This window comes from Vibrio sp. YT-16 (genome assembly GCF_033337405.1).
Lineage (GTDB): Bacteria > Pseudomonadota > Gammaproteobacteria > Enterobacterales > Vibrionaceae > Vibrio > Vibrio alginolyticus.
Map to the genome: position 1 here is coordinate 20,228 of NZ_JAWOQQ010000001.1, position 26,185 is coordinate 46,412.

The window sequence follows — 26,185 nt, forward strand, 5'->3', positions numbered from 1 at the left end:
AAAAGACAGGCAATACTAAGGAATTCGCTGCCAAGAGACAAGCGTTACCCCATACAAGCGTAGCAAAAACTTCCGCTAGTTCCCGGCCTCTTTGCTATCACTCACACCAAAGCGCCGTATTTCTGTCACGCGCCAAACATTTGATTACACAGCACTCACATCACAATTACATATCCCCAACATGTGTGGGGTCACAATCATTCATTTCGTTGTTCGCAGTGCGCATTTGTGCACATTAATATTGTGCAGTTCGTTCCAATTACACTTATAAATTTATGCGCTCAACTATCACTTTTAAGCTCTTACTGGCGTTAATTGCTGTCTTCAGCTGCGTTCTAGCTGCCTCTACGGCTTACCAATACCATCAACAAAAAACCTTAATCAATGATGTTCTTAGTGAACAACTCCATGATAAGGCTAGTAATTATTTCGACAGCCTAAATATGATGATGCTTACGGGCACCATGTCGCAAAAAGAAACCTTACGTCAAAAGGCCCTGGCCCAAGAAGGCATTGAAGCAGTTCGCGTGTTGCGAGCTGACGCTGTGACCAAACTTTACGGACCTGGGCAACAAAACCAGCAGCCTGTCGATGATATTGATCAACGAGCGTTGAATGGTGAACTGGTGATTGAACCAATCTCAGCCGATTGGGGCAAAGGGTTAGTAGTCGCGCTACCAATGAAATCGAGCGAAAATTACCGTGGCACCAACTGCGTTTCTTGCCACGTTGCACCAGCAGGAGAAGTGTTGGGCGCAATTCGCTTGGAATACAACATGAATCATGTCAATTCAATGATCAGTAAACAGGCAATGTTTGCGATGGGAATAATGGCCGTAATCGCATTTGTGGGCTTCATCATAACGATGAGTTTGATTCAAAAAATCATTGTACGACCAATTCAAAGAACGTCGAAATTCATGTCGAATGTGAGCCATAGCAAAGATCTATCTCAACGACTTATGCATCACCAACAGGATGAAGTGGGCCAACTTTCTACAGCAATCAATTCATTCATGGATACGGTCTCCGAAAGCTTAGAACGTGTGCAAGACACCTCTCACTCACTTGCCGACTCCGCGAGTAAACTAACTGCTGTCGCGCAGTCCACAGATAAAGCGGCCAATAACCAACAGCTAGAGACCAACGAAGTACAAAGTAATATCACCGATATGTTGCAGCAACAAACTGCGGTTGAGGACTCGACTAACAACGCTACTGTTTTGGTCAATCACACCGTTGATGTCGCCACTCATAGTGCAAGCCAAGCACACAACGTCAGTGAAGACATCAAACAACTAGTAAGTAACATTGATACCGTACGGGAAAAAATCAGCTCTCTAAATCAAAGAACCGAAGAAGTGTCGTCCATTCTTGTGGTTATTAAGGGTATTGCAGAACAAACCAATCTGCTCGCGTTGAATGCTGCTATCGAAGCCGCCCGTGCCGGAGAGCAAGGACGCGGTTTTGCGGTCGTCGCGGAAGAAGTGCGTAACCTGGCTTCTAGGACGGCTGAAGCCACTGGTAATATTGAACATATCATTTCTCAATTCCAGCAAGGAAGTGAAGAGTCATTAACTTCTGTTGATACCGTCTGCCAGTTTGCTCATCAACGCTCTGTCGATGTCGAGGCACTATCAGCCACAATGCATAACGTTGTTGACGAAATGCGCCAAGTGCTCAGACATGCAGAAGATATCCAAAACCAGACGCAAACCACATCTGATGTAAGTCAGCATATTCAATCTAAAATAGATGTGATCACACTGCATGCTAACGACACATCACAATCAGCATCGCACACGCGTGATATTAGTGTTGATTTAGAGCATCTATCCGAACGTTTAGAGCAATTACTAAACCAATTCACACTTTCAGAGCACAAAAGAGTGAATAAATAGAGAGATTCTCCCCATCAAAACGAATATAAAGGTTGATGCGAGCGAATTGACAGGTAATATGTCTCGTTGAATCTGTAAAATGCTACCCAACTCAGCGCTTAGCTTGTTTTTTGAACAAAAATGTTATTAGACAAGTACTTTAAGTAAGCGTTGAGTTGAATTTTTACCTCAATGGAGAATATTGAAAACATGACTTACGCGCCTGTATCAGACGTATTGAAAGGTCAGCTAGCAGTAGACAGCGAAGTGACTGTTCGTGGCTGGATCCGTTCACGTCGTGATTCCAAAGCTGGAATCTCTTTCCTTGCCATATATGACGGCTCTTGTTTCGACCCGATTCAGGCCGTGGTCCCAAATAATCTTAATAATTACGAAGACGAAGTATTAAAGCTAACGACTGGCTGCTCTGTTGAAGTAACTGGTAAGATTGTTGAATCTCCTGCAAAGGGTCAAGACTTCGAACTTGCTGCCACTGACGTTAAAGTGGTTGGTTGGGTTGAAGATGCTGAAACTTACCCAATGGCAAAAACTCGTCACTCAATCGAGTACCTACGTGAAGTTGCGCACCTACGTCCGCGCACAAACGTAATCGGTGCAGTAGCACGTGTACGTAACTGCCTATCTCAAGCAATCCACCGCTTCTACCACGAGCAAGGTTACTTCTGGGTATCTGCGCCGTTGATCACGGCTTCAGATGCTGAAGGCGCTGGTGAAATGTTCCGCGTATCTACGCTAGACATGGAAAACCTTCCTCGCACTGACGCTGGTAAAGTGGACTACAACGAAGACTTCTTCGGTAAAGAGACGTTCCTAACCGTATCTGGTCAGCTAAACGCAGAAGCTTACGCTTGTGCGCTAAGCAAAGTTTACACTTTCGGCCCTACTTTCCGAGCTGAAAACTCAAACACAAGCCGCCACCTAGCAGAATTCTGGATGGTTGAGCCTGAAGTTGCGTTCGCAGAACTGGATGATGTAGCGAAACTGGCTGAAGACATGCTCAAGTACGTGTTTAAAGCAGTGCTTGCAGAGTGTCGCGATGACCTTGAGTTCTTCGCTCAACGCATCGACAAAGAAGCAATCACTCGTCTAGAGCAGTTCGTTTCTTCTGACTTCGCGCAAGTTGACTACACTGACGCAATCCAGATCCTTCTTGATTCAGGTCGTGAGTTCGAATTCCCAGTTGAATGGGGTATCGATATGTCTTCTGAGCACGAGCGTTTCCTTGCTGAAGAACACTTCAAAGCACCTGTAATCGTTAAGAACTACCCGAAAGACATTAAAGCATTCTACATGCGTGCTAACGATGACGGTAAAACAGTTGCAGCGATGGACGTTCTAGCACCGGGCATCGGCGAAATCATCGGTGGTTCTCAGCGTGAAGAGCGCCTAGACATTCTAGATGCACGTATGCGTGAAGTGGGTATCGATCCTGAACATATGAGCTGGTACCGCGACCTACGTAAATACGGTACAGTGCCACACGCAGGCTTCGGTCTAGGCTTCGAGCGCCTAGTATCTTACGTAACTGGTATGGGCAACGTTCGTGACGTGATCCCATTCCCACGTACTCCTCGCTCTGCGAACTTCTAATCACTTTTTAGTGATATTGAATTAAAAAGACCTCCCATGTGGAGGTCTTTTATTTTGTACGAATGATTTTCTAGCAACCGATGTATGCACTCTAGTTGTTATTTTCGTCGTCATCCTCATCTGCTCGCGCTGCGTATTTTACTCCAACCACACACAAGCCAAACATCACAAATGGGATAACGGCAGCAGTGTATTCCGTCCAAACCATATGAGAGAAAGATTTCGCCAATATCAAGTGTGCAAACACCAACAAAAATGCGCTAAAAATAGCAACACCCATCAACCTAAGTTCATGCTTTACCAACTGCTTTTTCATTACGGCTCCTAACCTAAATGGTTGTCTGCCCATGATTGAAACACAGCTTCGGTATCGTCCACTGATACAGTTTGAGCAAAAAACAGGTAAACAGTTGGCTAATGAAGTAATTCTCCGACCGTCTTCACGGCTTGTTCTAATTCATCATTTACAGGTAACGATGTATTAAGCCTCAGGTAGTTCTCATAATTTGGAGTGATAGAAAACAACTGACCAAATGCTACAGTGATGTTCGCTTCCAATAACTTCTGATAAATCGCTTTTCCGCACTTTGTTTTCGGCAGTTCTATCCAAAGAAAATAGCCGCCTTCCGGTTGCGTGTAACGAATCGATTGGGGAAAGTACTTATCAACCAGTTCAATAAACGCCAATTGCCGCTGCTCAAGATTCTTTCGCAGTTTTCTAAGATGGCTATCATAACTATCGTTTTGCAAGTAATGCGCGATACCCTGCTGGATTGGTGCACTGCCTGACAACGTCGAGATAAGTTGCAGCTTTTGAAGTTGCTCATTGAAGCGTTTGTTTACCACCCAGCCCAGCCTATAGCCAGGGCAAAGGCTTTTTGAAAATGATCCACAATGCAACACGCGCTCTTGTGTATCAAAAGCTTTAAGTGAGCTTGGCTTTTTTTCAGAAAAATAAAGCTCTGAATACACATCATCTTCGATCAAGTACACATCGTATTTGTCAGCCAGTTCGACGATACGTTGCTTCTGCCCGTCACTTAATAAAGTTCCTGTTGGATTGTGAAAGTTAGTCATTAACCAACATGCGCGAACATCATTGCCGGCAAAAGTCGCTTCAATTTGATCCACTGAATGTCCAGTTAACGGATCCACCGTTATTTCTATCGCCTTTAGACCTAAACGTTCAATCGCTTGAAGTGCGCCATAAAACGTCGGTGATTCAACTACAACAGTATCTCCAGGCTGGGTCACGGCCTGAAGGCTCAAATTCAACGCTTCTAATGCGCCAGAAGTAACGACAATATCATCATGGGTAAACACCATACCTTGTTGGATGTACCGTTGAGCAATCAAACGGCGTAGAGACTCACAGCCCGGCGGCAAGTTATCCAATAACGTCTCTGCCCCCATCTTCCTGCCTGAGCTGGCTAGGTTGCGGTTTAGCGCTTCTAATGGGAACAATGCAGGGTCTGGAAACGCGGAGCCAAACTTCACCGCATTCGGTGAGGCCTGATTTTTGAGGTAGTCGTAAAGTTCATCGTTGATGCTGGAGCGATAAACGGAAGTGGCTGGAGAACTCGGTTCGAAGCGGTCCAACTCCGCAGTTACAAAGTATCCAGACTGAGGTTTCGCTGCGACCCAACCTTGTGCTTCGAGCAGCTGATAAGCTTGTAATACCGTACCTGCGCTGACAGAATGGTTTCGGCTTGTTACACGCACTGATGGCAGCTTTTCCCCTGCTCTCCATGTATTTTGCTGAATCTGCGTTTTGAACAGCTCAGCCAGTTGACGGTATCGGTTCATGTTTCCCTCATTTCACTTACAGCCGCACCATAGCATACTTCGCGCCAGCATTCTGATATGGGAGTATTCAATTTAGCAACGTAATTTATCAAGCTTATCAATAGATATTTCAGCCACGAAGTGAGCGTTTATATCCCATACTTTGACTGTTACACACATATTGCCTCACATCTTTGCAATAGTTTTACGTTGGACTGAGTGCGTTAAACTCACTTCGAGCTACGGTCTTTAAATCAGGAGGAAGCGATGAAAGTTTTTACAATGGACGATCTCTCGTATCGCGGAAAACATAAAGGTGTACATAGTTGGGACCATCCTGGCAGTACCACCCCTTATTATTGGCATCCTGATTGGCTGCATATCGCTGAAGATGCTTTGGGTGAACACAAAAAGGCTGACCTTGAAGTCCCTGATGGAGAAACAGCGACAGAAGAGCATGCAAAAGCGGCGATTCTCAAACACTTGAATGACAAGTAGTTTAGGCTCTATCACCGTTCAAGAATAGCATTAGGTAGGCGAATCCATCGTTGTATGCTTTAAACACAAATAAAGCTAAAACCTGCTAAATAGTAAATTCTTCTGAATGAGAAGTACGCACCTTCTATAGCGTTCAAAGGGCAAAATAAGTCGATTGTTATCACATTAATTTTCATTACATCTGTTACATTTAAATAGTAATGGTGATGCACACCTCAACTCATGGATTATGAGAGAAACAATAATGGCGAAATACAACGAAGAAGATATTAAATACAAAGGTGAATCCAACGGCGTACATTCTTGGAGCTCTCCTTCCGGCCAACCTTATTACTGGCATCCAGATTGGTTACACGTTGCAGAAGATGCGACGGGTACGCATCCGAAGCAAAAACTTGAAGTTGAAAAGACAGAAGTACCAACCGAAAAGCACGCGTTAAAAGCGATCTTAAAGCATATGAATGACTGGGCGACTGAAAAGCTTTCTTCTAACCCTGACATCGAAACCAATGCGGTTGAGTCGGAAATCAATCTGAAGAAATAACCCCAACCGATATCCATACTTCTAACAGTAAACGCTTCCACCTTTGGTGGGGCGTTTTTGTCTCAACAAATCCTCACTAGACAACTATAAACGCGTTAACGCAAAGCACTGAATTGAAACGATTGGGATGTGTGCAAAACTTCTCCAACCATGGCATAAATGCCCTTCAAACTCTGTGCCTACCAAACGTTTTCATGGCAAAAACTTTAGTTATGTTAGAATTCTGTTTCAAATCGCAACTTTTTTAGGTTTTCTTTTCAGTAACGGTTGTAACCAATATTGCTGAAAGGTATAAATGTTAGCACACCCCTTCGATTAACATGGATGAAGATTATGTTTGAAAAAGTAGTTGCCGCTCCGGCTGACCCTATTCTTGGCCTTACTGAAGAGTTTAAAAAAGATGCTCGCGCAGACAAAATTAACCTTGGCGTAGGTATTTACAAAAACGAGCAAGGCGAAACTCCCGTTCTTGCGACAGTAAAGAAAGCTGAAGCAGCACTTGTTGAAACTGAAAAAACCAAATCTTACCTAACCATCGAAGGCACTGCAGAGTACGGCATTGCAGTGCAAAAACTGCTTTTCGGCTCTGATGCAGAAATTGTAAACGAAAAACGCGCTAAAACAGCGCAAGCTCCGGGTGGTACTGGTGCACTACGTGTTGCCGGCGAGTTCATTAAACGTCAACTAGGCGATGTAAAGATCTGGATCAGCAACCCAACATGGGCGAACCACAACGGCGTATTTACTGCTGCTGGTATCGAAACGGCACAATACAGCTACTACAATGCTGAAACAAAAGACAAAGACTTTGATGCGATGCTAAATGATCTGCAATCTGCATCTGAAGGCGACATCGTGCTTCTACACGGCTGCTGTCACAACCCTACAGGGATCGATCCTACGGCTGAAGAGTGGGAAACATTGGCGAAACTTATCGCAGAGAAGAAATTGCTTCCTCTGTTCGACTTCGCCTACCAAGGCTTTGCTAAAGGTGTGGAAGAAGATGCTGCAGGCCTTCGTACTTTTGCTAAGTACAACAAAGAAATCCTAGTCGCGAGCTCTTTCTCGAAAAACTTTGGCCTATACAATGAACGCGTAGGTGCCTTCACGTTAGTAGCTGAGTCAGAAGAAGTCGCAACAACCGCATTTTCTCAAGTTAAAGCCATTATTCGCTCTATCTACTCTAACCCACCTGCACACGGCAGCGCTGTCGTGACTCACATTCTTGGCAACGCCGAAATGCGTGCGGAATGGGAAGCTGAAGTAGCAGAAATGCGTGACCGTATTCAAGAAATGCGTGAACTATTTGTAGCGACACTAAAAGCAGAGGGTGTGGACGCAGACTTTAGTTTCATCGAACGTCAAAATGGTATGTTCTCTTTCTCTGGTCTTTCTAAAGAGCAAGTTAACCGCCTTAAAGAAGAGTTCGGTATTTACATTGTCGGTTCTGGCCGAATCAGTGTTGCTGGTATGACGAAGTCAAATATGGGCCCTCTGTGTAAAGGCATTGCAGCGGTTTTATAATCGACTGTCGCATACTTTATTAAAAGGAAAGGTCAGCATAAGCTGACCTTTTTTGTTTTAACTTAACGCCAAAAACGAACCCGTCCGATCTAGTAGACAAACTTCAAACTCAGCCCTACTTCATTGACGTAATCTGAGCTTTCACCGCTGTAATCAGTATCTCTAAACTGATAAAAAAGACCAGTGCCGATGACTTTATGCCATTGGTAGTTAAGACCGATCTTAAAATTGTTCTCATCAACGATATCACTACGGTTCAACTCCACTTCAGCTGTCGCAATAAGCTTTTCACTGAGCAAGTAATTCACCCCAACAGTTACAGCTTGAATCAATTCGCTATCGGAAGACAACGTATTATCCGTTTTGTCGTCCGTCGCTTTCGCTTTGATTGCGCCTATTCCATATAGCCCGTAGATATCGAATTGCTCTGTAACTCCATAACGGTAACCACCACCAAACAAAAGGCGGTCAATGCGAAGAGTAAAATCATCCGGATGGAAAAACTGCGCTGAGTAATCAACATTAAACAACCAGTTCTCAGTAAACAAATAGTTACCACCGAGTCCAACTGTGGTCGCATTAGAGTTATCTAACCATTCTTCGTTTGTCGTTCCGGCACCAACATCCAAATGAATGTGTTCGTACCCAAATTTTTCTGCTTGGTGCATGACCGCTGCGCTTGATATCGCCGGCAAAGCAGCTAAAGAAACAAGCAATAAATTTCTCACCATTCGACTTCCTTTCATGAGAATTATCTAAACACTGTATTCCATCGCCTGAGCTACTTGGCTCAAGAAGAATAGCTTAATCTAAAGACGTGATAACGATCTGAAACAGCCAAAGAGCTAATCAGTCATCACGAAGAAAACATATCGACGACGTCTTTTTCAATTGAGGTGACCATATAGTAGTAAAAATGAAGCTCCCTTATCGTGCGATATGTCAGAATCTTATGACTGAGCACGAAAATCGCGGTTCAGATAAGACTCTGTTTTAAAACTAAGTTAAGATTACTTTATTATTTGCGAACTAAAAGGCGCCTTCGATGGATGCAGAACTTCTCGAGATTTACAACTTTCTCGCCAAGTATCCCCCGTTCAATGAACTCCCTGAAGAAACAATAAACAAGGTGACAGAGAGTGTCGAAATCTCGTACTACCGAGAAGATACCCCCATCATCCATTTTGGAGACTATATCCAAGATTTATACGTGGTGCGAAGCGGTGTTGTTGAAGTTTATCGACGCAAAGGTGAGCTGTATAACCGCCTTGACGAAGGTGACCTATTTGGCCAGATGGGCATGCTCACCAATAACAAAGTCCGCTTTCCGGTAAAAGCCATTGAGGATACCCTGCTCTACTGTATTCCTGGTGACATTTTCCAAGAAATTTACGATAACTTTGATTCCTTTGCGGATTTTGTTGAAGTTGAAAATAGCGCTCGTTTACGCCAAGCCATTTCAGAAAACAAAGACGCCAATGACCTGACGACGTCGAAAGTGAAAACCTTGCTGACTGGCGATGCTCATACGATTGATCGTGGTCAGACAATCCAGCAAGCCGCGCAGCAAATGGCGAATGACAACGTATCGGCTTTACTTATCGTCGACCCAGATTTCGTTCGTGACGAAGACGATCCACAGTCCCCAGTACTTGGTATCATTACTGACCGTGACTTGTGTACCCGTGTGTTAGCTGAAGGTTTGTCCCCACAGGACGATGTGTCCAGTGTGATGACCACGGAGGTCATGTCTCTTGACCACAACGCTTACATCTATGAAGCAATGTTAACGATGCTGCGTTACAACGTACATCACCTACCAGTGGTAAAAAACCAATTACCAATCGGTATTATCGAAACAACCGACATTGTTCGTTATGAATCTCAGAATTCGTTGTTGTTGGTGAGTAGTATTTTCCAACAACAGACTATCGAAGATTTAGCCGTTGTTGCCGAAGAAGTGAAAAGCAGCTTCGTGCGTCTGGTCAATGAAGATGCCAACTCTCACATGGTGGGTAGCGCGATGTCGGTCATTGGCCGAAGCTTCAAACAGCGTCTGCTAGAAATGGCAGAAGAAGAGCTTGGCCCACCGCCAATTCCTTATTGTTTCCTTGCACTTGGCTCAATGGGGCGAGATGAGCAACTGTTGGTGACTGACCAAGATAACGCCATCATTCTAGATGAGACCTATCAAGAAGAGAAACATGGTAAATACTTCGAAGCCCTAGCAAAATACGTCAGCGATGGGTTAGATGCCTGTGGCTACAAATATTGCACAGGTGATATTATGGCAACCAACCCACTATGGCGCATGACTCGTTCAGAGTGGGAAGAGTGTTTTGCTGACTGGATTGATAACCCGAACCCGAAAGCACTACTCAACGCCTCCATCTTTTTCGACTTGGATGGTGTCTATGGCCGCTTAAAATGGGCAGAACAGTTAACTAGCTTTATTGTTCGTCGCGCTCGAAAGAACAACCGCTTCTTAGCGTGTTTGGCTCGTAACGCACTAAACAGAACACCACCTCTAGGCTTCTTTAAAGACTTCGTGATGGAAAAAGATGGCAGACACAACAACTCCATCAACCTCAAACGCCGCGGTACTGCTCCTCTGGTCGACTTAATTCGTGTTCACTCTCTGGCAGTTGGCTCACGTGCACAGAACTCGTTTGAGCGTCTCGACGACATCATTGACGCTGGCATTTTGCCAAAAGGTCGAGCACAAGACTTAAAAGACGCGTTAGAATTTATTTCCATGGTACGTATTCGTCACCAAGCGACGGATGTGGAACTAGGCATTGAGCCTGATAACAATATCGAACCGGAAAACCTCTCTGAGTTTGAACGTCGCAACCTAAAGGATGCATTCCAGATCCTAAGCAATGGTCAAAATTTCCTTAAGTTCCGCTACCAAGCGAACAAGAGCTTTAAGTGAGGTTTAGCATGATTAAAAAGCTCTTTCAAAAGCCAACCATTCAGTGGCCAACGAAGTTTGAACAAAAGCTGGAGATGACGAAAGATGAGAATTTAATTGCGTTTTATAGCAACAAGCCGCCTGCTCCAGAAACACCGTTATCTGAGGTGGAGTTCGTGGCGTTAGATTTCGAAACGACGGGTTTGAATCCTGAAAAACATGACATCATTACTATTGGTTTGGTGCCGTTTAACCTGAAGCGAATTTTCCTACGTAACTCGCGTCATTGGAAGGTACGTCCACAGCGTGCACTCGATGAAGATTCAATCATTATACACGGTATTACTCACAGCGAATTGATCGATGCGCCTGACTTAGGCGATATCTTAAGCGAGCTGCTACCATGCTTAAGCGGGAAAATCATTGTTGTTCATTACCGTCGTATCGAGAGAGAGTTTCTGGATAAAGCGCTCAAAAGCCGTTTAGGGGAAGGTATTGAGTTTCCTGTTTTAGATACGCTGCACCTTGAAGAAACGATTCAACAGAAACGTTCAGGCTCTCTCTGGGAGCGTTTAAAAGGGAAAAAACCAGAATCGGTTCGGCTAGCGCAATCTCGACGCCGTTATGGGCTGCCAGACTATACGCCTCACCATGCATTAACCGATGCAATTGCTACCGCAGAGCTACTGCAAGCGCAAATCGCCCATCATTACAGTGAAGAGCAACCCATCAGTGAGTTCTGGCTGTAATATACTTCACGCTTAATAGCGATCAAAAAAGGAGCCAGATGGCTCCTTTTTACTTAGGTTGAGACAAGATTACAGCTTAAAGCGTTGAATCTCTTGTTCAAGTTCGTGTGATAGCTCAGACAGATGAGCAGCTTGTTCTGCTGCTTGATGAGCTTCGACTGACAACTCGTTAGACACATCACGAATACCTTCAGTGTTACGAGTGATCTCAGTGGTTACCGATGCTTGCTCTTCTGCTGCTGAAGCAATCTGCGTTGCCATATCACTGATACGCTCAACAGCAGTGTGGATTTGCGTCAAGCTTGCTGCAGCCGCATTGGCATCATCAACACTGGTATCAGCTAGACGACGACTGTCACCCATAATACCGACCGCTTTGGCTGTTGTGCCTTGTAGCATCTCGATAGTTTCTTGAATCTCTTGTGTTGAAGCATGAGTACGCTGGCTCAATACGCGGACTTCATCTGCAACCACAGCAAAACCACGGCCTTGCTCACCTGCACGTGCCGCTTCGATCGCCGCGTTAAGTGCAAGTAGGTTCGTTTGCTCTGCAATGCCTTGAATCGTTGATAGAATCGTATTGATGCTATTTCCGTGTGCTTCTAGCTCTTGAATCACATCAGTAGCAACTTGAACTTCTTGCGCTAAGTTCTGAATAGAGCCTTGCGTTTGAGTTACTTGGCTTGAACCATGTGAACAAGCTTGAACCGCTTCTTCTGAATTACTTGCCGTGCTATCAGCATTACCTGCAATTTCTTGTGTCGCTGCTGCCATTTCGTTCACAGCCGTCGCCACCATGTTGATTTCATCTTGCTGGTAAGAGATACGCTGACTACGCTCCTCAGCTTGCTGTGCTGTCGTGCGAGCTTGCTCTGAAAGCGCAGAAGATACGTGGCTAAGCTTAGTAACCATTGTGTGCATGTTGCCAACAAAACGGTTGAAGTTTTCCGCCAGTTTACCTACTTCATCATCACTGCGTGGTTCTAGGCGTTGCGTTAAGTCACCTTCGCCAGATGCAATTTCTTCCAGTGCATTTGATACGCGGTTCAAGTCACGGAACAAGAAACCAACTAGCCAAGAAACTGCAAGAATAACCACAATCGTGATCGCCACAGCAGTAAACAATAGATCTCGTAGCAATACCGCATGACCTGCTTCTTCTGTTGCGCGATCCATTTCAATCCCAAACATCCAATGCGTACCAGGAACTTTATTGAAGTAGTAAAGCTTCTCTTTTCCTTTGATTACCGTATCTTCGATACGACCTTCATCGGCGGCACGCTCAATTGCCTCTTCTGAAAAATCTTTTAGAACACTGGTGATAGGCTTAAGCGTCAAGCTTTTATCTGGATGCGCTAAGAAGGTGCCTTCATTCATGTCGATTAGCATCGCATGCGCGTTTTCACCTGCATCTAAGTTAATCACATCGCTGATAAGCTGATCGATCAGTACGTCCGCACCAACAACACCAACAAACTGACCATTTTTCATTACTGGCTCAGCAATGGTCACAAGTAGTGCATTCGTGATTGCGTCTTGATATGCGGCTGTGATGATTTGCTTACCCGCGGCATCAGCATCCTTGTACCAAGGACGTGTGCGAGGGTCATAATCAGCACGGTTACGCTCCGGATGAGAGCGGTACATATCACCGTTTGGTGTACCAAGGAAGATGTCATCGAAGCCACCAGCCTTGCGAGCTTGTTGTAGGAAAGGAACAACGTCTTGCTCGGTCGAGTAGTCGTTGAACGCAGTGGCAATATCTTTACGGATATTGACCCAATCAGAAATTCCCTCTGACGCAGTAGTACTAAGACTTTGCGCACGTGAATAGACACCTGAACGAGTCTGATCAAATAATTGACCAGCCGACAACCAAGTAAGTGCTGTTGCCATCACAACAACAGCAGAAAGGCTTGCGCCTATAAGCTTTTGTTTTAATGATAATTTCATATTTATAGTTTTTTGAGTTGGGAGAACAGTTAAGGTGCATGAATATTACACACTTTTTTACGACTATTCACTAATTTTTAAAAAACAAAATAGCACATTAACTCTTTGTAAAATATGAACTTTCATGTGTCATTTTTTTGTCTCGAGCGTCATAAAAACCGCACAAAAAAAGCCAGCAAATTGCTGGCCTTTTGATTAATTGTTAGTCAAACGGTTTTATAAAATGCCGAATTACTGACGCTCAGTTCGCATACCCATCAATAAGCTCACACACATTGCAAGCAGAATGAAGGTAAATGGCAGTGCTGTAGAAATGGCACCAGCCTGAAGAGCTTGAACCGCCTCGGAGCCACCAATCCATAGCAGAGCAACCGCAATTGCACCTTCCATGAATGCCCAGAAGACACGTTGAAGTACAGGTGCATCGACTTTACCACCTGCCGTGATACTGTCGATAACAAGTGAACCAGAGTCAGAAGACGTAATGAAGAACACAAGTACCAGCACAACAGCGATGATAGAAAGCATGCTACCAAATGGAAGAACATCAAACATTTGGAACATAGCAAGTGATACGTCAGTCAAGCCATTTGTGCCCAGCTCACCTACTTTATCAACAACTTGCTCGATCGCCAGGCCACCAAATACAGACATCCAAACAACGGTAACCGCCGTTGGAACCAGCAGAACTGCTGTGATGAACTCGCGAACGGTACGGCCACGAGAAACACGCGCGATGAACATGCCTACGAATGGCGACCATGAAATCCACCAAGCCCAGTAGAACACTGTCCAGCCTTGGAACCAAGCTTCGTCCGTACGACCAAACGGGTTACTTAGTGGGATGATATTCTCTACATATGCCATAAGTGTGGTTGGAATCGAACCTAGGCTCGCCGCCCAACCGATAAGACCAACAAGGAGAAGTAGCAAGAACGCCACAACCATGTTGATGTTACTAATGACTTTAACACCACCATCGATGCCGCGTACGACTGAAACAACAGCAAGTAAAGTCACCACGGTAATAACGACGATTTGCAGACCTAGGCCTGGCTCAACACCAAATACGTGATGAATACCACTTGCTGCTTGCTGCGCACCTAGACCTAGGGATGTAGCAAGACCAAATAAAGTCGCAAGCACAGCCAGAATGTCCACAATGTGGCCAGCCCAACCCCATGCACGATCACCCAGAAGTGGGTAGAAGATCGAACGCATAGATAGCGGTAAACCTTTGTTGTAGGCAAAGAATGCTAAAGAAAGTGCTACAACACCGTAAATTGCCCATGGGTGAAGGCCCCAGTGGAACATCGTTGCACCCAGTGCCAATCTCGCGGCTTCTGGTGTATTTGCCTCAACACCAAGTGGCGTTTCATACCAACCGGTGAAGTAAGCGACAGGTTCTGCAACACTCCAGAACATTAAACCGATACCCATACCAGCTGCAAATAGCATTGCAAGCCATGACATAAACGAGTAATCGGCAACAGCGTCTTTACCACCTAGTCGGATCTTACCCATTGGTGAGACGATAAGCGCCAAACAGAAAATAACGAAAATGTTACCTGCAATAATGAACAACCAATCGAATGAACCAATAATTTTCCACTTCAGCCCATCAAGTGCCGTCTTTGCGGTATGTGCATCTAGAACTAATGCAGCGACAAGAAACAGCGCAATTAAACCTGCACTAATACCAAAAACTGGGTTATGAACATCAAAACCCCATTTTTGAACGTTGTCCTGACCTACCGTATAGTCGGTACTATCGATACTGTACTTATCTATACCCTTTGTCATCGTTCCTCTCTATTTTTGTAGTGTTTTTACGTACCAAACAAAAAAATCTTTCGAACACGATACGTTTTGTATTCCGTGAAGGCGCAAGATCCTATCATTTGACACGTTTTTGTCTATCTTTTTGCTATTAAAAAATCCAATAACTTACTTTTCACTGTGTGGTTACGGCCTTTGATAGAACAAATCACTACTACAATAGTTAGACCACAAACATTTATTGCTATAATAATTTTAGCTCTTCTTATTTTGTCGAAAAGGCGCGACAAAATGGTATTGAGGACACGGCGTAAAATTGTAGAGGTAATTTTTGATTTCCCCCCTTTAAATAAGGGCGCATTTAAGTTAGTGTCGCCTCGATAAATGTTCCCTACAGACTGGATGAATAAATTGGAAAAGTACGAAGAAGTATTGGTCTCGATTCGTCAGATCATCCGCGCTATTGATTTACATTCTAAAAAGCTGAGCAAAGAGTCTGGATTGACTGCTCCACAGTTGATTTTGATGCGCGCTATCAATGACTTAGATAACGTGACGATTAAACAGTTGTCTAGCCACACTAACATGAGCCAAGCGACCGCAACGACCATTCTAGATAGACTAGAACGAGGCCAGTTTGTTGAGCGTCAGCGCAGTGTTCAAGACAAGCGTAAAGTGCATGCTGTACTTACGAGCAAGGGCCAAGAAGCCTTAAAACAAGCACCAACGCCGCTGCAAGAGCACTTCATTAATCGATTCCAAAAATTGGAAGAATGGGAGCAATCCCTTCTACTATCTTCCGTTCAACGCATCTCGACGATGATGAATGCAGAGGACATCGATGTTGCTCCAATGCTAGAGCTTGGTAGCATTACCAAAGCCGATTAGTTTCGCTCCCACGTGCTCGCTTTTTGCGGGCACTACTCTCCTACTCAGTCAACCCAGTTTCAAACGCATATTTTGCTAACTCTGCCGTCGAATGTAAGTCCAACTTGTGCTTAATGTTATGGCGATGCGTCTCTACCGTTCGATAACTAATATTGAGTAAAGTGGCGATTTTCTTGCTGCTGTTTCCTTGAGCAACTAATTTAAGTACCGCTTCTTCCCTGCGGCTGAGAGGATTCGTTTTTTGCGTGGCAGGCACCACTTCTTGGGTAAAGAGTGTTTGTGTGACGGATTCACAGAAATACGTCGAGCCTTGGTTCACCGTTTTTATTGCTTGCACCATTTTCTCGGCCGAGATTTCCTTGAGCATATATCCTACGGCACCAGCTTGCATGACCTTCATGATGTACTCGCGATTATCGTGCATGGTCAACATAAGTATTTTGCTCTCTGGGCGAGCTTCTTTAATTACACCAGTCGCTTCAATACCGTTCATTATTGGCATGCTGATATCCATCAATATGACGTCCGGTTGCAAGTGCTTTGCGACCTCTATCGCTTCCAAACCATTACTTGCTGTACCCACCACTTCGATGTCAGGCTCTAACTCCAAACGAGCCATGAAGCCATCCAATACCACTTGATGATCATCGACAATCACTACACTAATCGGTTTATCCATAAACTATTTCATCCAAATTAAGCAGCACGGTAATCTCTGTTCCCAAGCCAAGCTCACTCATTAGCTCAAATTCACCACCGATGAACTCTACACGCTCTTGCATGTTCCTTAACCCAATCCCTTGTTGGTGCACTGCATGGTTAACCACAAATCCAAGCCCATCGTCACGTATGAGTAATTGCAGCATATTGCCCATTTTTTGCAAAGTAACCGTTACTTTTTTCGCTCGCGCATGTTTTTCAATGTTATTCAAAGACTCCTGAGCGACGCGATATAGTGTCGTTGCGACTTCCGAAGTCAGTTTATGCTGCTGAGTATCGAAATTGCTCTCGATATCAATCCCGGAATGGGAATGAAAGTCCTGTAGCAAGGTCGTCAGTGCTGCTTCTAAACCGATATCATCGAGGGCGCTTGGACGGAGCTGATGAGAAATATGCCGCACCTCATTTATCGCGGTGACGAGCGATCGTTGTGATTTATCTAAGTGGGATTTGAGTTTTTCGTCTTCCAGTCTATGACTCATTAAGTCTAAATGACATTTACTGGAGACTAACAACTGATTGATTCCATCATGCAGTTCTCGCGCTAAATGCTTTTTCTCATCTTCTTGGAACATCACGGTTTTATGTGCCAATTCTTTCAGGTTCTTATCAGCGAGGCGATGCTCGTGCAGATTGATCGCCAGAGTGAGAACAATGATTACAGCAACGGTCACCGCTAAGATCACGACGACTGAGAAAAATGTCGTTTCGATATTTTTGTTCACCGCCGCGCGCATATTGGCGACTTCTCGGCTTACATCCTCAATATACAGCCCAGTCCCTATCATCCATTCCCACTTATCGAGCCATGCAGCGTAACTAAGCTTAGGGACAACTTCACCCGTAGATGGCTTTTGCCACAGGTACTGATGAAATCCACCACCAGATTGCGCTTGATACAATAAAGCTTCGATTAAGCGATCGCCATTTTCGTCTTCAAGATAGAGTAAGTTTTCCCCGACAAGCTCCGGAAGAACTGGGTGTACAAGGTTGGTACCATATTTATCATAAGCAAAAAAATAGCCGTCCGACCCATAACTCAAACGATTTAAAATCGCTTTCACACGCGTTTTGGCAACACTCTCTTCTAAAGTCGGATCGTTGTAGATGTAAGAAATGGAGTCAAAAGCGACGTCGACCGTATCTTTCAGCGCCGCTTCTTTTGATTGGATCAGGTTTTGATGAAAGATCTCTACCTCCCTTTTGCCAAGGGTCTTGGTTTGATAGATAGAGATCCAGCTGATACTCGCTGACACCAATACCACGGGTATCAGTGTCAGCAGAATTAACTTTGCTTTGAGAGGCATCCCTTCCCTCCATGAAACGCTGCCTTTACAGCTTACTATCTTAGCAGTACAAACGAATCGATTGTGTCTGCATAGACATAATTAACAGCTTAACAACTTGTCTCAAAAGGTAAAAACTCTCAGTTCACAAAATCTCTTTATTATCGAGTGATTAACTCATACCGTAAAAACCTGGGAAAAACAGCAAAGACGCCAACACAACAATCTGAATCGCGATGAATGGCATCACACCTTTGTAGATATCTCGCGTAGTAACCCCTGCTGGAGCGACACCTTTTAGATAGAACAAACTAAAGCCAAATGGCGGTGTGAGGAACGACGTCTGCAAGTTCATCGCAATAAGAATCGCAAACCACGTCATATTAATGCCCATCAATTCAGCGACTGGCGCAATAATTGGCACGATGATAAAACAGATTTCAACGAAGTCGATAAAGAAACCTAAAATCAGAATCACCACCATGGTAATAATAAGGAATCCCCACTTTTCACCCGGCAGTTCTAACATCCACTCTTCAACTAAATAATCACCACCAGTGTAGGTAAATGCCATTGAAAAGGCGGTCGCACCAAGTAAGATCGCAAAGACCATTGCGGTTACTTTAACTGTCTCTTTTGATGCATCATAAATCATCGACCAACTAAACTGTTTATACAATAGTGATAAAATTATCGCACCTGCACCGCCCAGTGCCGCTGACTCTGTTGGTGTTGCAATCCCTGCAAAGATGGAGCCCAATACCACGATGATCAATGCTAAAGGTGGCAATACAGCTTTCAGTGCGGTGAGCACTTCTTGTTTACGACTGATCGACTCATCGCGCTCTATCGCCTGTGCGGCTTGAGGGTTCAACTTCGCGTAGATGAGAATATAGATCACATAGGCGCCAACAAGTGTAATACCGGGCCAGATCGCAGCTTGAAATAGGTCCCCTACCGGTACGCCAAGTACATCACCCAACAAGATCAACACGATAGAAGGTGGGATAATTTGGCCCAACGTGCCAGACGCACAAATAGTCCCACACGCTAAACCTTTGTCGTAATTGTACTTGAGCATCACAGGAAGAGATATTAAGCCCATCGCAACAACTGATGCGCCTACCACACCCGTTGAAGCCGCAAGCAATGCGCCAACTAACACGGTAGAAATAGCGATACCACCGCGAACGCCACCGAACAAACGCCCCATTGATTCTAGTAGCTGTTCAGCAAGCTTCGTTTTCTGTAGCACTAGCCCCATAAAAACGAACAGCGGTACGGCCATTAGCACCGTATTTTCCATAATGGACTGAATTCGATATGGCATAAAAGCAAACATCTCGATGCCTTCAGCCCAAACACCAAAAATCAGCGCGATACCACCAAAAGTAAAGGCAACGGGAAATCCCAATAGAAGCGCAAAGAGCGCAACAAAAAACATCACTATACCGATCATAATGACTTCCTTTTACGACTTACCGTTATTACCGGCATAGATGAGATGAGGGTTGACAATTTTGTTGATTGAATGAAGTAACAATCCAATACCACTCACCGCCATAAAGAAAAATGACAGCGGAATCATCGCTTTGATAATCCAACGATATGGTAAGCCACCTGGGTCACCAGACGTCTCGCCTAACGCGTAACTTTCCTTAGCGAAATCAACACCAAACCAAGCTACCAGTAGGCAAAAAGGGAATAAGAAAAATAGTGTGCCTATGATGTCGATGATGGATTGTGCTTTGTAAGATAAGCGTTCATAAAAAATGTCGACGCGAACATGGCCACCGGACTTAATTGCGTAAGGCACACCAAGCAAGAACACGGCAGAGAATAGATGCCATTCCATTTCTTGGAATGCGATAGACACATCATTAAACACGTAACGCATGACAACGTCGTACACAACGTTTGCTAACAACAAAATAAACAGGATGCTGGATAACCATCCGAGGAAATCGCTAAAGCGGTTAAATAATCGCTCAATATAAATAAGACTTCTCATTCCGAACTCCGTGGAACGTTTAGATGCGCTCCGCTATGGTGCTGAGCATTCATTATGAAGTTTTCTTGGGCTTCGATAGCAGGCTAAACCTCTCGGCATCGCCTGCTTCATAACGTTATTGTTGAGCTTGACTGTTTAAGTACGCTCGGTGCGAAATATCTGACCATGGTCGAACTTGATTCATATAGTTCGCTTGCGACTCTTGAATCTCTTTCGCCAAAGCATCTTTTTCTGCATGTTCTTTCAACAAACGATCGTTTGCTTCTCGCAACGCAGCTACTACTTCAGGTGGGAAATCTTTTACTTCAACATTTGGGTATTCAGACTTAATAGATGCCCAGTTTTTGCCACTTTCGTGTTTCGATTGCGTGTACATATCGTAAGCGGCCGTTTTCATGGCTACTTGCAAAATCGCTTTTAGGTCATCAGGTAGACGATTCCAGGTACGCTTGTTAACGAGGAACTGAAGCTCAGTCGCTGGCTCATGCCAACCTGTGTAGTAGTAAGGCGCGATTTTGTGGAAGCCCATACGTAGATCCAGCGATGGACCAACCCATTCCAAGGCATCAATTGTGCGACGCTCTAGAGAAGTATATAGCTCACCAGGGGCGATATTCGTTGGCTTGGCACCTAACTCAGCCAAAATCTCACCAGCAAACCCTGGGATACGCATTTTCAAACCCTGTAAGTCCTCGACGGACTTGATCTCTTTTTGGAACCACCCGCCCATCTGAGTATCGGTATTACCGCCAGGGAAAGACATCAAGTTATGTGGAGAGTACACTTTTTCCATCAGCTCCATACCACCGCCGTAGTAAAACCATGCATACTGCTCAGTTGGCAACATACCGAAGGGCATAGAAGTGAAGTAAAGTGTGTTTGGAACCTTACCCTTCCAGTAATAAGACGCTGAGTGACCCATGTCATACTGACCCGACTTAACCATATCAAACACCCCAAAAGGCGCTTTATGCTTGTTTGCGGAATCAATGCGGATTTGCAAACGTCCGTTGGACATCTCTTCCGCCATTTTGGCCATGTTTTTTGTGGTATCACCAAAAATTGGGAAATTAGGCCCCCAAGTTTCAGCAAGCTTTAAACGATAGACTTTTTCAGCAGCGTTTACAGAAGTCGCTGCGAGTGCCATCGCGGCAGCGACAGCGGTTGTTTTGAGCACTCGTTTTAAAGATTTTTGGATTAGACTCATCGTTCACGTCCTTTATCACCAAGGTTATTGTTGTCATCCATTTCATTAGGATTGGCTGTATTCGGTATAAAAGATGTAACAATGTTGTCTAATGCGAAATGGGCATGAACACGGAAGCGAGTGATTCATCAATAAGGCATTAGCCTAAGGTATTACGTACAAGTACGTAGGAAAACCGTCATGACAAAAGACTAATAATAGCAAAATCAATAAATTATATTTTTATCTATGAATAAAAATAAAAGACAATACTTACGTATTTTTCTGCCAAAAAATTTACATAGTATTTAAGAAAATGTGACAAACCACTTATTGGTAGTGTTAAAGTCAGTACTTAATGCATTATTTCCAATACCAAGATAAAAAAATACCTCGGCATCGGCCGAGGTATTCAATCCAGAACGGTAGCGGTAATTAAACTGCTTTGTAGATAACTTTGTTACCTGCTAACTGCTCTTTTTGAACTAGGTTTTCTTCAAGAAGCTTCTTTAGTGCGCCAGTAGCCCATGATGCCGCTTTAGTATCTTCTTGACCTGCAGCTAGACCGATGCCTTTAGGGTTAATACCTTCAGCATTCGCCATAACGATGTCTAATACTTGTTGTTGCTTAGGAGTAAGGGCAACATCAACTGTTTTCACTGCAGCTACTTTTTTATCAGCTACTACTTTCTCCGCAACAGCTTTTTCAGCAACAGAAGGTGCTACTGCTTTTTCCGCAACAGGCTTCACTGCTTTAGGTGCTGCAGCTAAGTTTGCTACTGTCGCTTTAATGCGTTTTTGCAGTTTCATCTGCACTTTACGCTTATGAGCAAGTCTCATTGAATATTTCTCCAGTTCACTGCATCTCAGCAGGGATGAAAATTTGAAGCGCGTTTTATACCAAAATTCACAAGCAATTTGTAGGTTTTAGCGGCGAAACGCGATGAAAAATGCGCTCAAAGCATAGAACGTCTACTATTTAATCAGATATTTTATGAACGGATTTATTGAATACTGGGTATAAAAACAGAGGTTTGTTTTATTTTAAATGCAAGTCAATGCATATAAAGCTGCCCACTCATTTTTGAACAAGTATTCGATGAGGTTATAAGCATGGAAACGCTGCACCTAACAAATTCACATTTCAAACCCGACTCCCCTATCAACAGAATACTTTTGTTGCTCGTTGCACTCATCACTTTGTTTTTGGTTGCCATTTCTCCGGGATGGAAGCAAGCCATGCTGTCGGTCATTTTGATGTCTGCAATCGTTGGTTTCGCCATCTTGATGATTAAGAAAAGCCAAGTCACTTTTACGCTGACAGCTTCTCACTTTCAGCAACACCTTTTTAAAGGAGGTTGGGTCGTCCGATGGCGAAATATTGAGTCAATCGGTATTTGTAGCTACCAACAGGAAGGGTGGCACCAACCGCTACCTTGGATCGGTATTCGTCTAAAACACTACTCGCCCTACTTAAATTCAATCTGCCCTCGTATAGCGACAGAAATTCTCCTCAGCCAGCGAGCACTGCTTTACTTAGGCGCGAAACAAAATCAGTGTGAAGATAAGTTTGAGGATATAGTGCTTGACCCTAAACCGTATATAAACAGAGATGGGATTGAGTACAAAGGTTTGTTAGCGATGCTCGCCAACCGGATGAAGTATCAGAGAGGCTTTTATGGCTACGATCTATTTATATCAGCAAGTGATCTAGATCGTGAGGCTGAGGATTTTGTGGGACTGACTCGGCGATACTTAGCTGCCGCCGAGCCAGAATAATGCTTAGTACACGCACTTTTAGTAAAGCGGCATCTCGTCAGCAACGAACGGGTTAGTTTTACGCTCATGACCGAAAGTCGATTGAGGGCCGTGACCAGGGACAAACGTGACATCATTGCCTAAAGGCCACAATTTCTCTTTGATAGAACTAATCAACGTATTGAAATCACCTTGTGGGAAGTCAGTTCGACCAATGCTACCGTTAAACAAAACGTCACCCACAAACGCTAAACGCGCTTCTTCACTGTAAAGCACAACGTGACCAGGTGTATGACCAGGTGTGTGGAATACGTTCAGCACTTGATTACCAAAAGTGACAGTGTCACCTTCATTTAGCCATTGGTGCGGTTCAAACGCTTCTGTCAGCGGGAAACCAAACATTTGGCTCTGACCTTCCAAACCTTGCAACCAGAAGTTATCTGCCTTGTGAGGACCAACAATCTCTGTACCGCCAAGCAGTGCAGACAGCGGTTCCGTGCCACCTACGTGGTCCAAGTGACCGTGTGTTAGCACTAGGTTTACCACGTCAACACCCAGCTCTTTGATAAGCATAGCGAGCTGCTTTTCATCGCCGCCTGGGTCAACCACAATACCTTTCATGGTTTCGTCACACCAGACAATAGAACAGTTTTGAGAGAAAGATGTTACTGGAACAACTTGGTATTTCAGAGCCATAGATAACCTATACCGAATAAATTTGCATGAAAACTGCCGCAACTATGACACTAAGGCCTAGCGACTTCAAGCTTTGAACTGTGGGTAATCGACGACGTTCTGAGACTAGAAACCTTGTCTCAACTAGCACTACCAGGAACGAACAGCTCCCGTATCGATATGAACAAAGTTACTACCTGGATAATAACCCACGCCACCGGCTTTTAGGCTTAATGCAGCATCACGAACCGTTGAAAGCTTCACGCCGTCTAAACGAAAATCAATGGCCTTTCCTTCCATGTGCATGCTCTTTTTCGCTACACGAGAAGACCCGTTGCGCAGCGAGGCGTTAGTGGCAGGAGAACGGTAACCAGAAATGACGATCACCTCTGCTTCTGTACCAATTAACTTTTGAATTTGGCTTATTTGATCGAACAAGCGTCGATCCATCGGATGAACCTCATTCCGTCGATGGTCTCGACAAAACTCATTCAGCCTTTGAAGTTCATCATTAATGTATCGTTTTCCATCGAAATAGCATGTTTCGAGGATCTCTCCAGTATTAAGATTGTTCATCGCCAGCGCACGTGGCTCGTCAGGGAGTGAAGCCCAAGAAAATGATGGCAGGGCAGACGCCAACACCACACCACCAGCGGTCATTTTAAGGAAATCTCGGCGGGAAAAGTTACGACTTACCATTTCAAAATACAGTGCTCAACAACTAGACAAGTCGTGGACATTAACCAAACACATTTGTCACGTCAAATGCATAAAACGCTCCATCTTGATTTTCAGATGCAGTAATTATTGCTTAATTATTGAACGAAAAGAGAATTCTTCGTTTTGTAAATTTTCCTTAAAGATTTCAACTGCGGTGATCGTACTTATAGATATCATCACGGTAGTAAAGCGTTCCCTCTTCCAACCATGCTGTTTGATAAATGATGTGTACTTGAATGCGCTCTCCCAAAGGAACTGACGTGTTAGACCGACGAGAACTTTCTCGCTTTTTCGCTAAACGTTCTTCCAACCCCTGAGTTTTGAACAGAAGTTCTGCTAACTGGTCTGCATGTTCTACACGAACACATCCTGAGCTGAATGCGCGTCTGTCCTGTTCAAACAAGTTCTTACTTGGCGTGTCATGCAAATAAATAGCTTGTGGGTTAGGCATATTGAACTTGTACAATCCCAGTGCATTTTGTAAGCCCGACGCCTGTCGCATACGATAAGGAAATGTTCTCGGATTCACCGTTGCCCAATTGATGGTTGTAGGGTCAATAATTTCGTTCGAAGTCCAAGACCGAATGATTTGAATGTTATGGTTAATCAAATACATCGGATTACGTTTTACTTTAGGAATAATGTCTTTAACCATGATAGTCCAAGGCACGTTCCAAGTTGGGTTGAGAATAACTGAATCCAGTGCTACCGACATGATGGGCGTTTTTCTTGATGCTCTCCCTACCACAACTTTAGACTCAAACAAGGGTTGACCATCATGCCAATACGTGACTTCGTATCCAGGCACGTTAACAAAGACAACATTATCCCTTTCTTTCGACCAAATTCTTGAACGCTCAGAATTCAACGCCAGCAGATGCAATCGCTCTTGAGGAGAAAAGTTGATCCATCGAATGGTATTCGGGCCGATAACGCCATCTTCTTTCAAACCATGAATACGCTGGAACTCTTTTATCGCAAGCTCTAATTGTTCGTCATATTCTTCAGTGACTAAATCCAAGTAAGAAACATCTACGCCTACGATCTCCATTCGCTCAATCAATAGGGGTCTGTTTTCTAATATATCGCCAACACGTGCTAGCCCAGTTTGTTGATAGGCAGGATATTGGTACTGAGAATGTTCCGATAGCGAAGAATAGGCGGAGTAGAAAGCATCATCTGTTTGTAATGGAGACCGGAGACTTGCCAAAAACTGACCAAGTTTGCCAACCGTAATCTCATTACTCAGAACCGATAAAGTATCGATGCTAGGAGCGGGTAACGTAACATGGGCTTTGTCTGTAAATAGCCAATTAATCCCTTCTTCGGGGAGTTGCTCAAGATAACTAAGGTACATCAAGAGTGAATCTGTCATCACTAAATCGAAGTCGAGATTATCTCCCTGCCACCTTACTTGGTTTATCCGGTGAAGTTGATTTTCGAATTCATCGGTGACATCCGCAAGTGCAACCAGGTTTACTTGAAAAAGAAACTGCTCAATATCACTTTCATTTTCCCAGTTCAAACGGTAATTGGTGCTTTGATACAGTTGATCAATCACCTCTGGATAATGGATCATTTTTTCTACAGACAGCTTTTGTACCGCTCCCTCTTGCTCGACTTGCGCTGAAGCTTCGAGAGAAACGACGGTGGAAAAGCTGCAAAACGGCACCAGAAGTGCCGTCATGATTAAAACCCTAGCAA

At 44.2% G+C, this 26,185-nt stretch carries 23 protein-coding genes; 9 read left to right on the forward strand and 14 right to left on the reverse strand.

Features of this window, described 5'->3' with window-relative positions:
- The first annotated feature begins 275 nt into the window (after window positions 1-275).
- Together R7F07_RS00095 and asnS are read left to right on the forward strand one after the other, a co-directional pair.
- The gene (locus R7F07_RS00095; RefSeq protein ID WP_054729078.1) at window positions 276-1,901 is read left to right on the forward strand and encodes a methyl-accepting chemotaxis protein; all 1,626 of its coding nucleotides are present in this window, start codon (window positions 276-278) and stop codon (window positions 1,899-1,901) included.
- A gap of 189 nt (window positions 1,902-2,090) precedes the next feature.
- Window positions 2,091-3,491, forward strand: coding sequence for an asparagine--tRNA ligase (gene asnS / locus R7F07_RS00100; protein ID WP_017636101.1), 1,401 nt, complete (start codon window positions 2,091-2,093; stop codon window positions 3,489-3,491).
- 91 nt (window positions 3,492-3,582) lie between these two features.
- Here the strand turns inward: asnS and R7F07_RS00105 are convergent, their stop codons facing one another.
- On the reverse strand, window positions 3,583-3,807 hold the full coding sequence (locus R7F07_RS00105; RefSeq protein ID WP_017636102.1) for a hypothetical protein: 225 nt from the start codon (window positions 3,805-3,807) through the stop codon (window positions 3,583-3,585).
- Window positions 3,808-3,905: 98 nt separating this feature from the next.
- Window positions 3,906-5,297: a PLP-dependent aminotransferase family protein gene (locus R7F07_RS00110; protein ID WP_171343064.1), complete on the reverse strand. Its 1,392-nt coding sequence runs from the start codon at window positions 5,295-5,297 to the stop codon at window positions 3,906-3,908.
- A 246-nt stretch (window positions 5,298-5,543) separates the two neighbouring features.
- Between R7F07_RS00110 and R7F07_RS00115 the strand changes: the two genes are divergently transcribed.
- From R7F07_RS00115 to R7F07_RS00125, 3 genes are all read left to right on the forward strand, one after another.
- Complete coding sequence (locus R7F07_RS00115; protein WP_033905637.1) at window positions 5,544-5,774, forward strand: hypothetical protein; 231 nt, start codon at window positions 5,544-5,546, stop codon at window positions 5,772-5,774.
- A gap of 244 nt (window positions 5,775-6,018) precedes the next feature.
- Window positions 6,019-6,318 (forward strand): hypothetical protein, encoded by a 300-nt coding sequence (locus R7F07_RS00120; protein WP_005376885.1) that lies wholly within the window; start codon window positions 6,019-6,021, stop codon window positions 6,316-6,318.
- Window positions 6,319-6,651: 333 nt separating this feature from the next.
- Window positions 6,652-7,842: an amino acid aminotransferase gene (locus R7F07_RS00125; RefSeq protein WP_042522780.1), complete on the forward strand. Its 1,191-nt coding sequence runs from the start codon at window positions 6,652-6,654 to the stop codon at window positions 7,840-7,842.
- A gap of 89 nt (window positions 7,843-7,931) precedes the next feature.
- On the opposite strand, the gene R7F07_RS00130 is transcribed toward R7F07_RS00125, so the two are convergent.
- The gene (locus tag R7F07_RS00130) at window positions 7,932-8,573 is read right to left on the reverse strand and encodes an outer membrane beta-barrel protein (RefSeq protein ID WP_042522781.1); all 642 of its coding nucleotides are present in this window, start codon (window positions 8,571-8,573) and stop codon (window positions 7,932-7,934) included.
- Window positions 8,574-8,887: 314 nt separating this feature from the next.
- On the opposite strand from R7F07_RS00130, the gene R7F07_RS00135 reads away from it, so the two are divergent.
- Complete coding sequence (locus R7F07_RS00135; RefSeq protein ID WP_171343063.1) at window positions 8,888-10,777, forward strand: DUF294 nucleotidyltransferase-like domain-containing protein; 1,890 nt, start codon at window positions 8,888-8,890, stop codon at window positions 10,775-10,777.
- A gap of 8 nt (window positions 10,778-10,785) precedes the next feature.
- On the forward strand, window positions 10,786-11,505 hold the full coding sequence (locus tag R7F07_RS00140) for a 3'-5' exonuclease (RefSeq protein WP_171343062.1): 720 nt from the start codon (window positions 10,786-10,788) through the stop codon (window positions 11,503-11,505).
- Window positions 11,506-11,574: 69 nt separating this feature from the next.
- Here the strand turns inward: R7F07_RS00140 and R7F07_RS00145 are convergent, their stop codons facing one another.
- Together R7F07_RS00145 and R7F07_RS00150 are read right to left on the reverse strand one after the other, a co-directional pair.
- Complete coding sequence (locus tag R7F07_RS00145) at window positions 11,575-13,458, reverse strand: methyl-accepting chemotaxis protein (protein ID WP_318110414.1); 1,884 nt, start codon at window positions 13,456-13,458, stop codon at window positions 11,575-11,577.
- Between the two features lie 231 nt (window positions 13,459-13,689).
- Window positions 13,690-15,261: a BCCT family transporter gene (locus R7F07_RS00150; protein WP_005376879.1), complete on the reverse strand. Its 1,572-nt coding sequence runs from the start codon at window positions 15,259-15,261 to the stop codon at window positions 13,690-13,692.
- A gap of 387 nt (window positions 15,262-15,648) precedes the next feature.
- Between R7F07_RS00150 and R7F07_RS00155 the strand changes: the two genes are divergently transcribed.
- Entirely contained in the window at window positions 15,649-16,125 is a 477-nt protein-coding gene (locus tag R7F07_RS00155; protein ID WP_005376877.1) for a MarR family winged helix-turn-helix transcriptional regulator, read from the forward strand.
- A 40-nt stretch (window positions 16,126-16,165) separates the two neighbouring features.
- Here the strand turns inward: R7F07_RS00155 and R7F07_RS00160 are convergent, their stop codons facing one another.
- The 6 genes from R7F07_RS00160 to R7F07_RS00185 form a co-directional block, all read right to left on the reverse strand.
- Window positions 16,166-16,804: a response regulator gene (locus R7F07_RS00160; protein WP_005376875.1), complete on the reverse strand. Its 639-nt coding sequence runs from the start codon at window positions 16,802-16,804 to the stop codon at window positions 16,166-16,168.
- Window positions 16,797-18,152: a cache domain-containing protein gene (locus R7F07_RS00165; RefSeq protein ID WP_053306569.1), complete on the reverse strand. Its 1,356-nt coding sequence runs from the start codon at window positions 18,150-18,152 to the stop codon at window positions 16,797-16,799. The genes R7F07_RS00160 and R7F07_RS00165 overlap by 8 nt, the downstream gene beginning before the upstream one ends.
- Before the next feature lie 151 nt (window positions 18,153-18,303).
- Window positions 18,304-19,590, reverse strand: coding sequence for a TRAP transporter large permease (locus R7F07_RS00170; RefSeq protein WP_005376871.1), 1,287 nt, complete (start codon window positions 19,588-19,590; stop codon window positions 18,304-18,306).
- Window positions 19,591-19,602: 12 nt separating this feature from the next.
- Window positions 19,603-20,142, reverse strand: coding sequence for a TRAP transporter small permease subunit (locus R7F07_RS00175; RefSeq protein ID WP_053306570.1), 540 nt, complete (start codon window positions 20,140-20,142; stop codon window positions 19,603-19,605).
- A 115-nt stretch (window positions 20,143-20,257) separates the two neighbouring features.
- A complete protein-coding gene (locus R7F07_RS00180) occupies window positions 20,258-21,349 on the reverse strand; it encodes a TRAP transporter substrate-binding protein (protein WP_017636112.1) in 1,092 nt (363 codons plus the stop codon).
- 414 nt (window positions 21,350-21,763) lie between these two features.
- The gene (locus R7F07_RS00185; RefSeq protein ID WP_005376863.1) at window positions 21,764-22,168 is read right to left on the reverse strand and encodes a hypothetical protein; all 405 of its coding nucleotides are present in this window, start codon (window positions 22,166-22,168) and stop codon (window positions 21,764-21,766) included.
- A gap of 273 nt (window positions 22,169-22,441) precedes the next feature.
- Here R7F07_RS00185 and R7F07_RS00190 point away from each other — a divergent pair, with 273 nt between their 5' ends.
- Window positions 22,442-23,107, forward strand: a complete 666-nt coding sequence (locus R7F07_RS00190) for a DUF2982 domain-containing protein (protein ID WP_005386825.1) — start codon at window positions 22,442-22,444, stop codon at window positions 23,105-23,107.
- An 18-nt stretch (window positions 23,108-23,125) separates the two neighbouring features.
- Here R7F07_RS00190 and R7F07_RS00195 read toward each other — a convergent pair whose 3' ends face one another.
- The 3 genes from R7F07_RS00195 to R7F07_RS00205 form a co-directional block, all read right to left on the reverse strand.
- Entirely contained in the window at window positions 23,126-23,782 is a 657-nt protein-coding gene (locus tag R7F07_RS00195) for an MBL fold metallo-hydrolase (protein ID WP_005376855.1), read from the reverse strand.
- A 129-nt stretch (window positions 23,783-23,911) separates the two neighbouring features.
- Entirely contained in the window at window positions 23,912-24,460 is a 549-nt protein-coding gene (locus R7F07_RS00200; RefSeq protein WP_031778936.1) for a DUF882 domain-containing protein, read from the reverse strand.
- A gap of 166 nt (window positions 24,461-24,626) precedes the next feature.
- Window positions 24,627-26,168 carry a L,D-transpeptidase family protein gene (locus R7F07_RS00205; RefSeq protein WP_005376852.1) on the reverse strand — a complete coding sequence of 514 codons (1,542 nt, stop codon included), beginning with the start codon at window positions 26,166-26,168 and terminating at the stop codon, window positions 24,627-24,629.
- Between the last annotated feature and the right edge of the window lie 17 nt (window positions 26,169-26,185).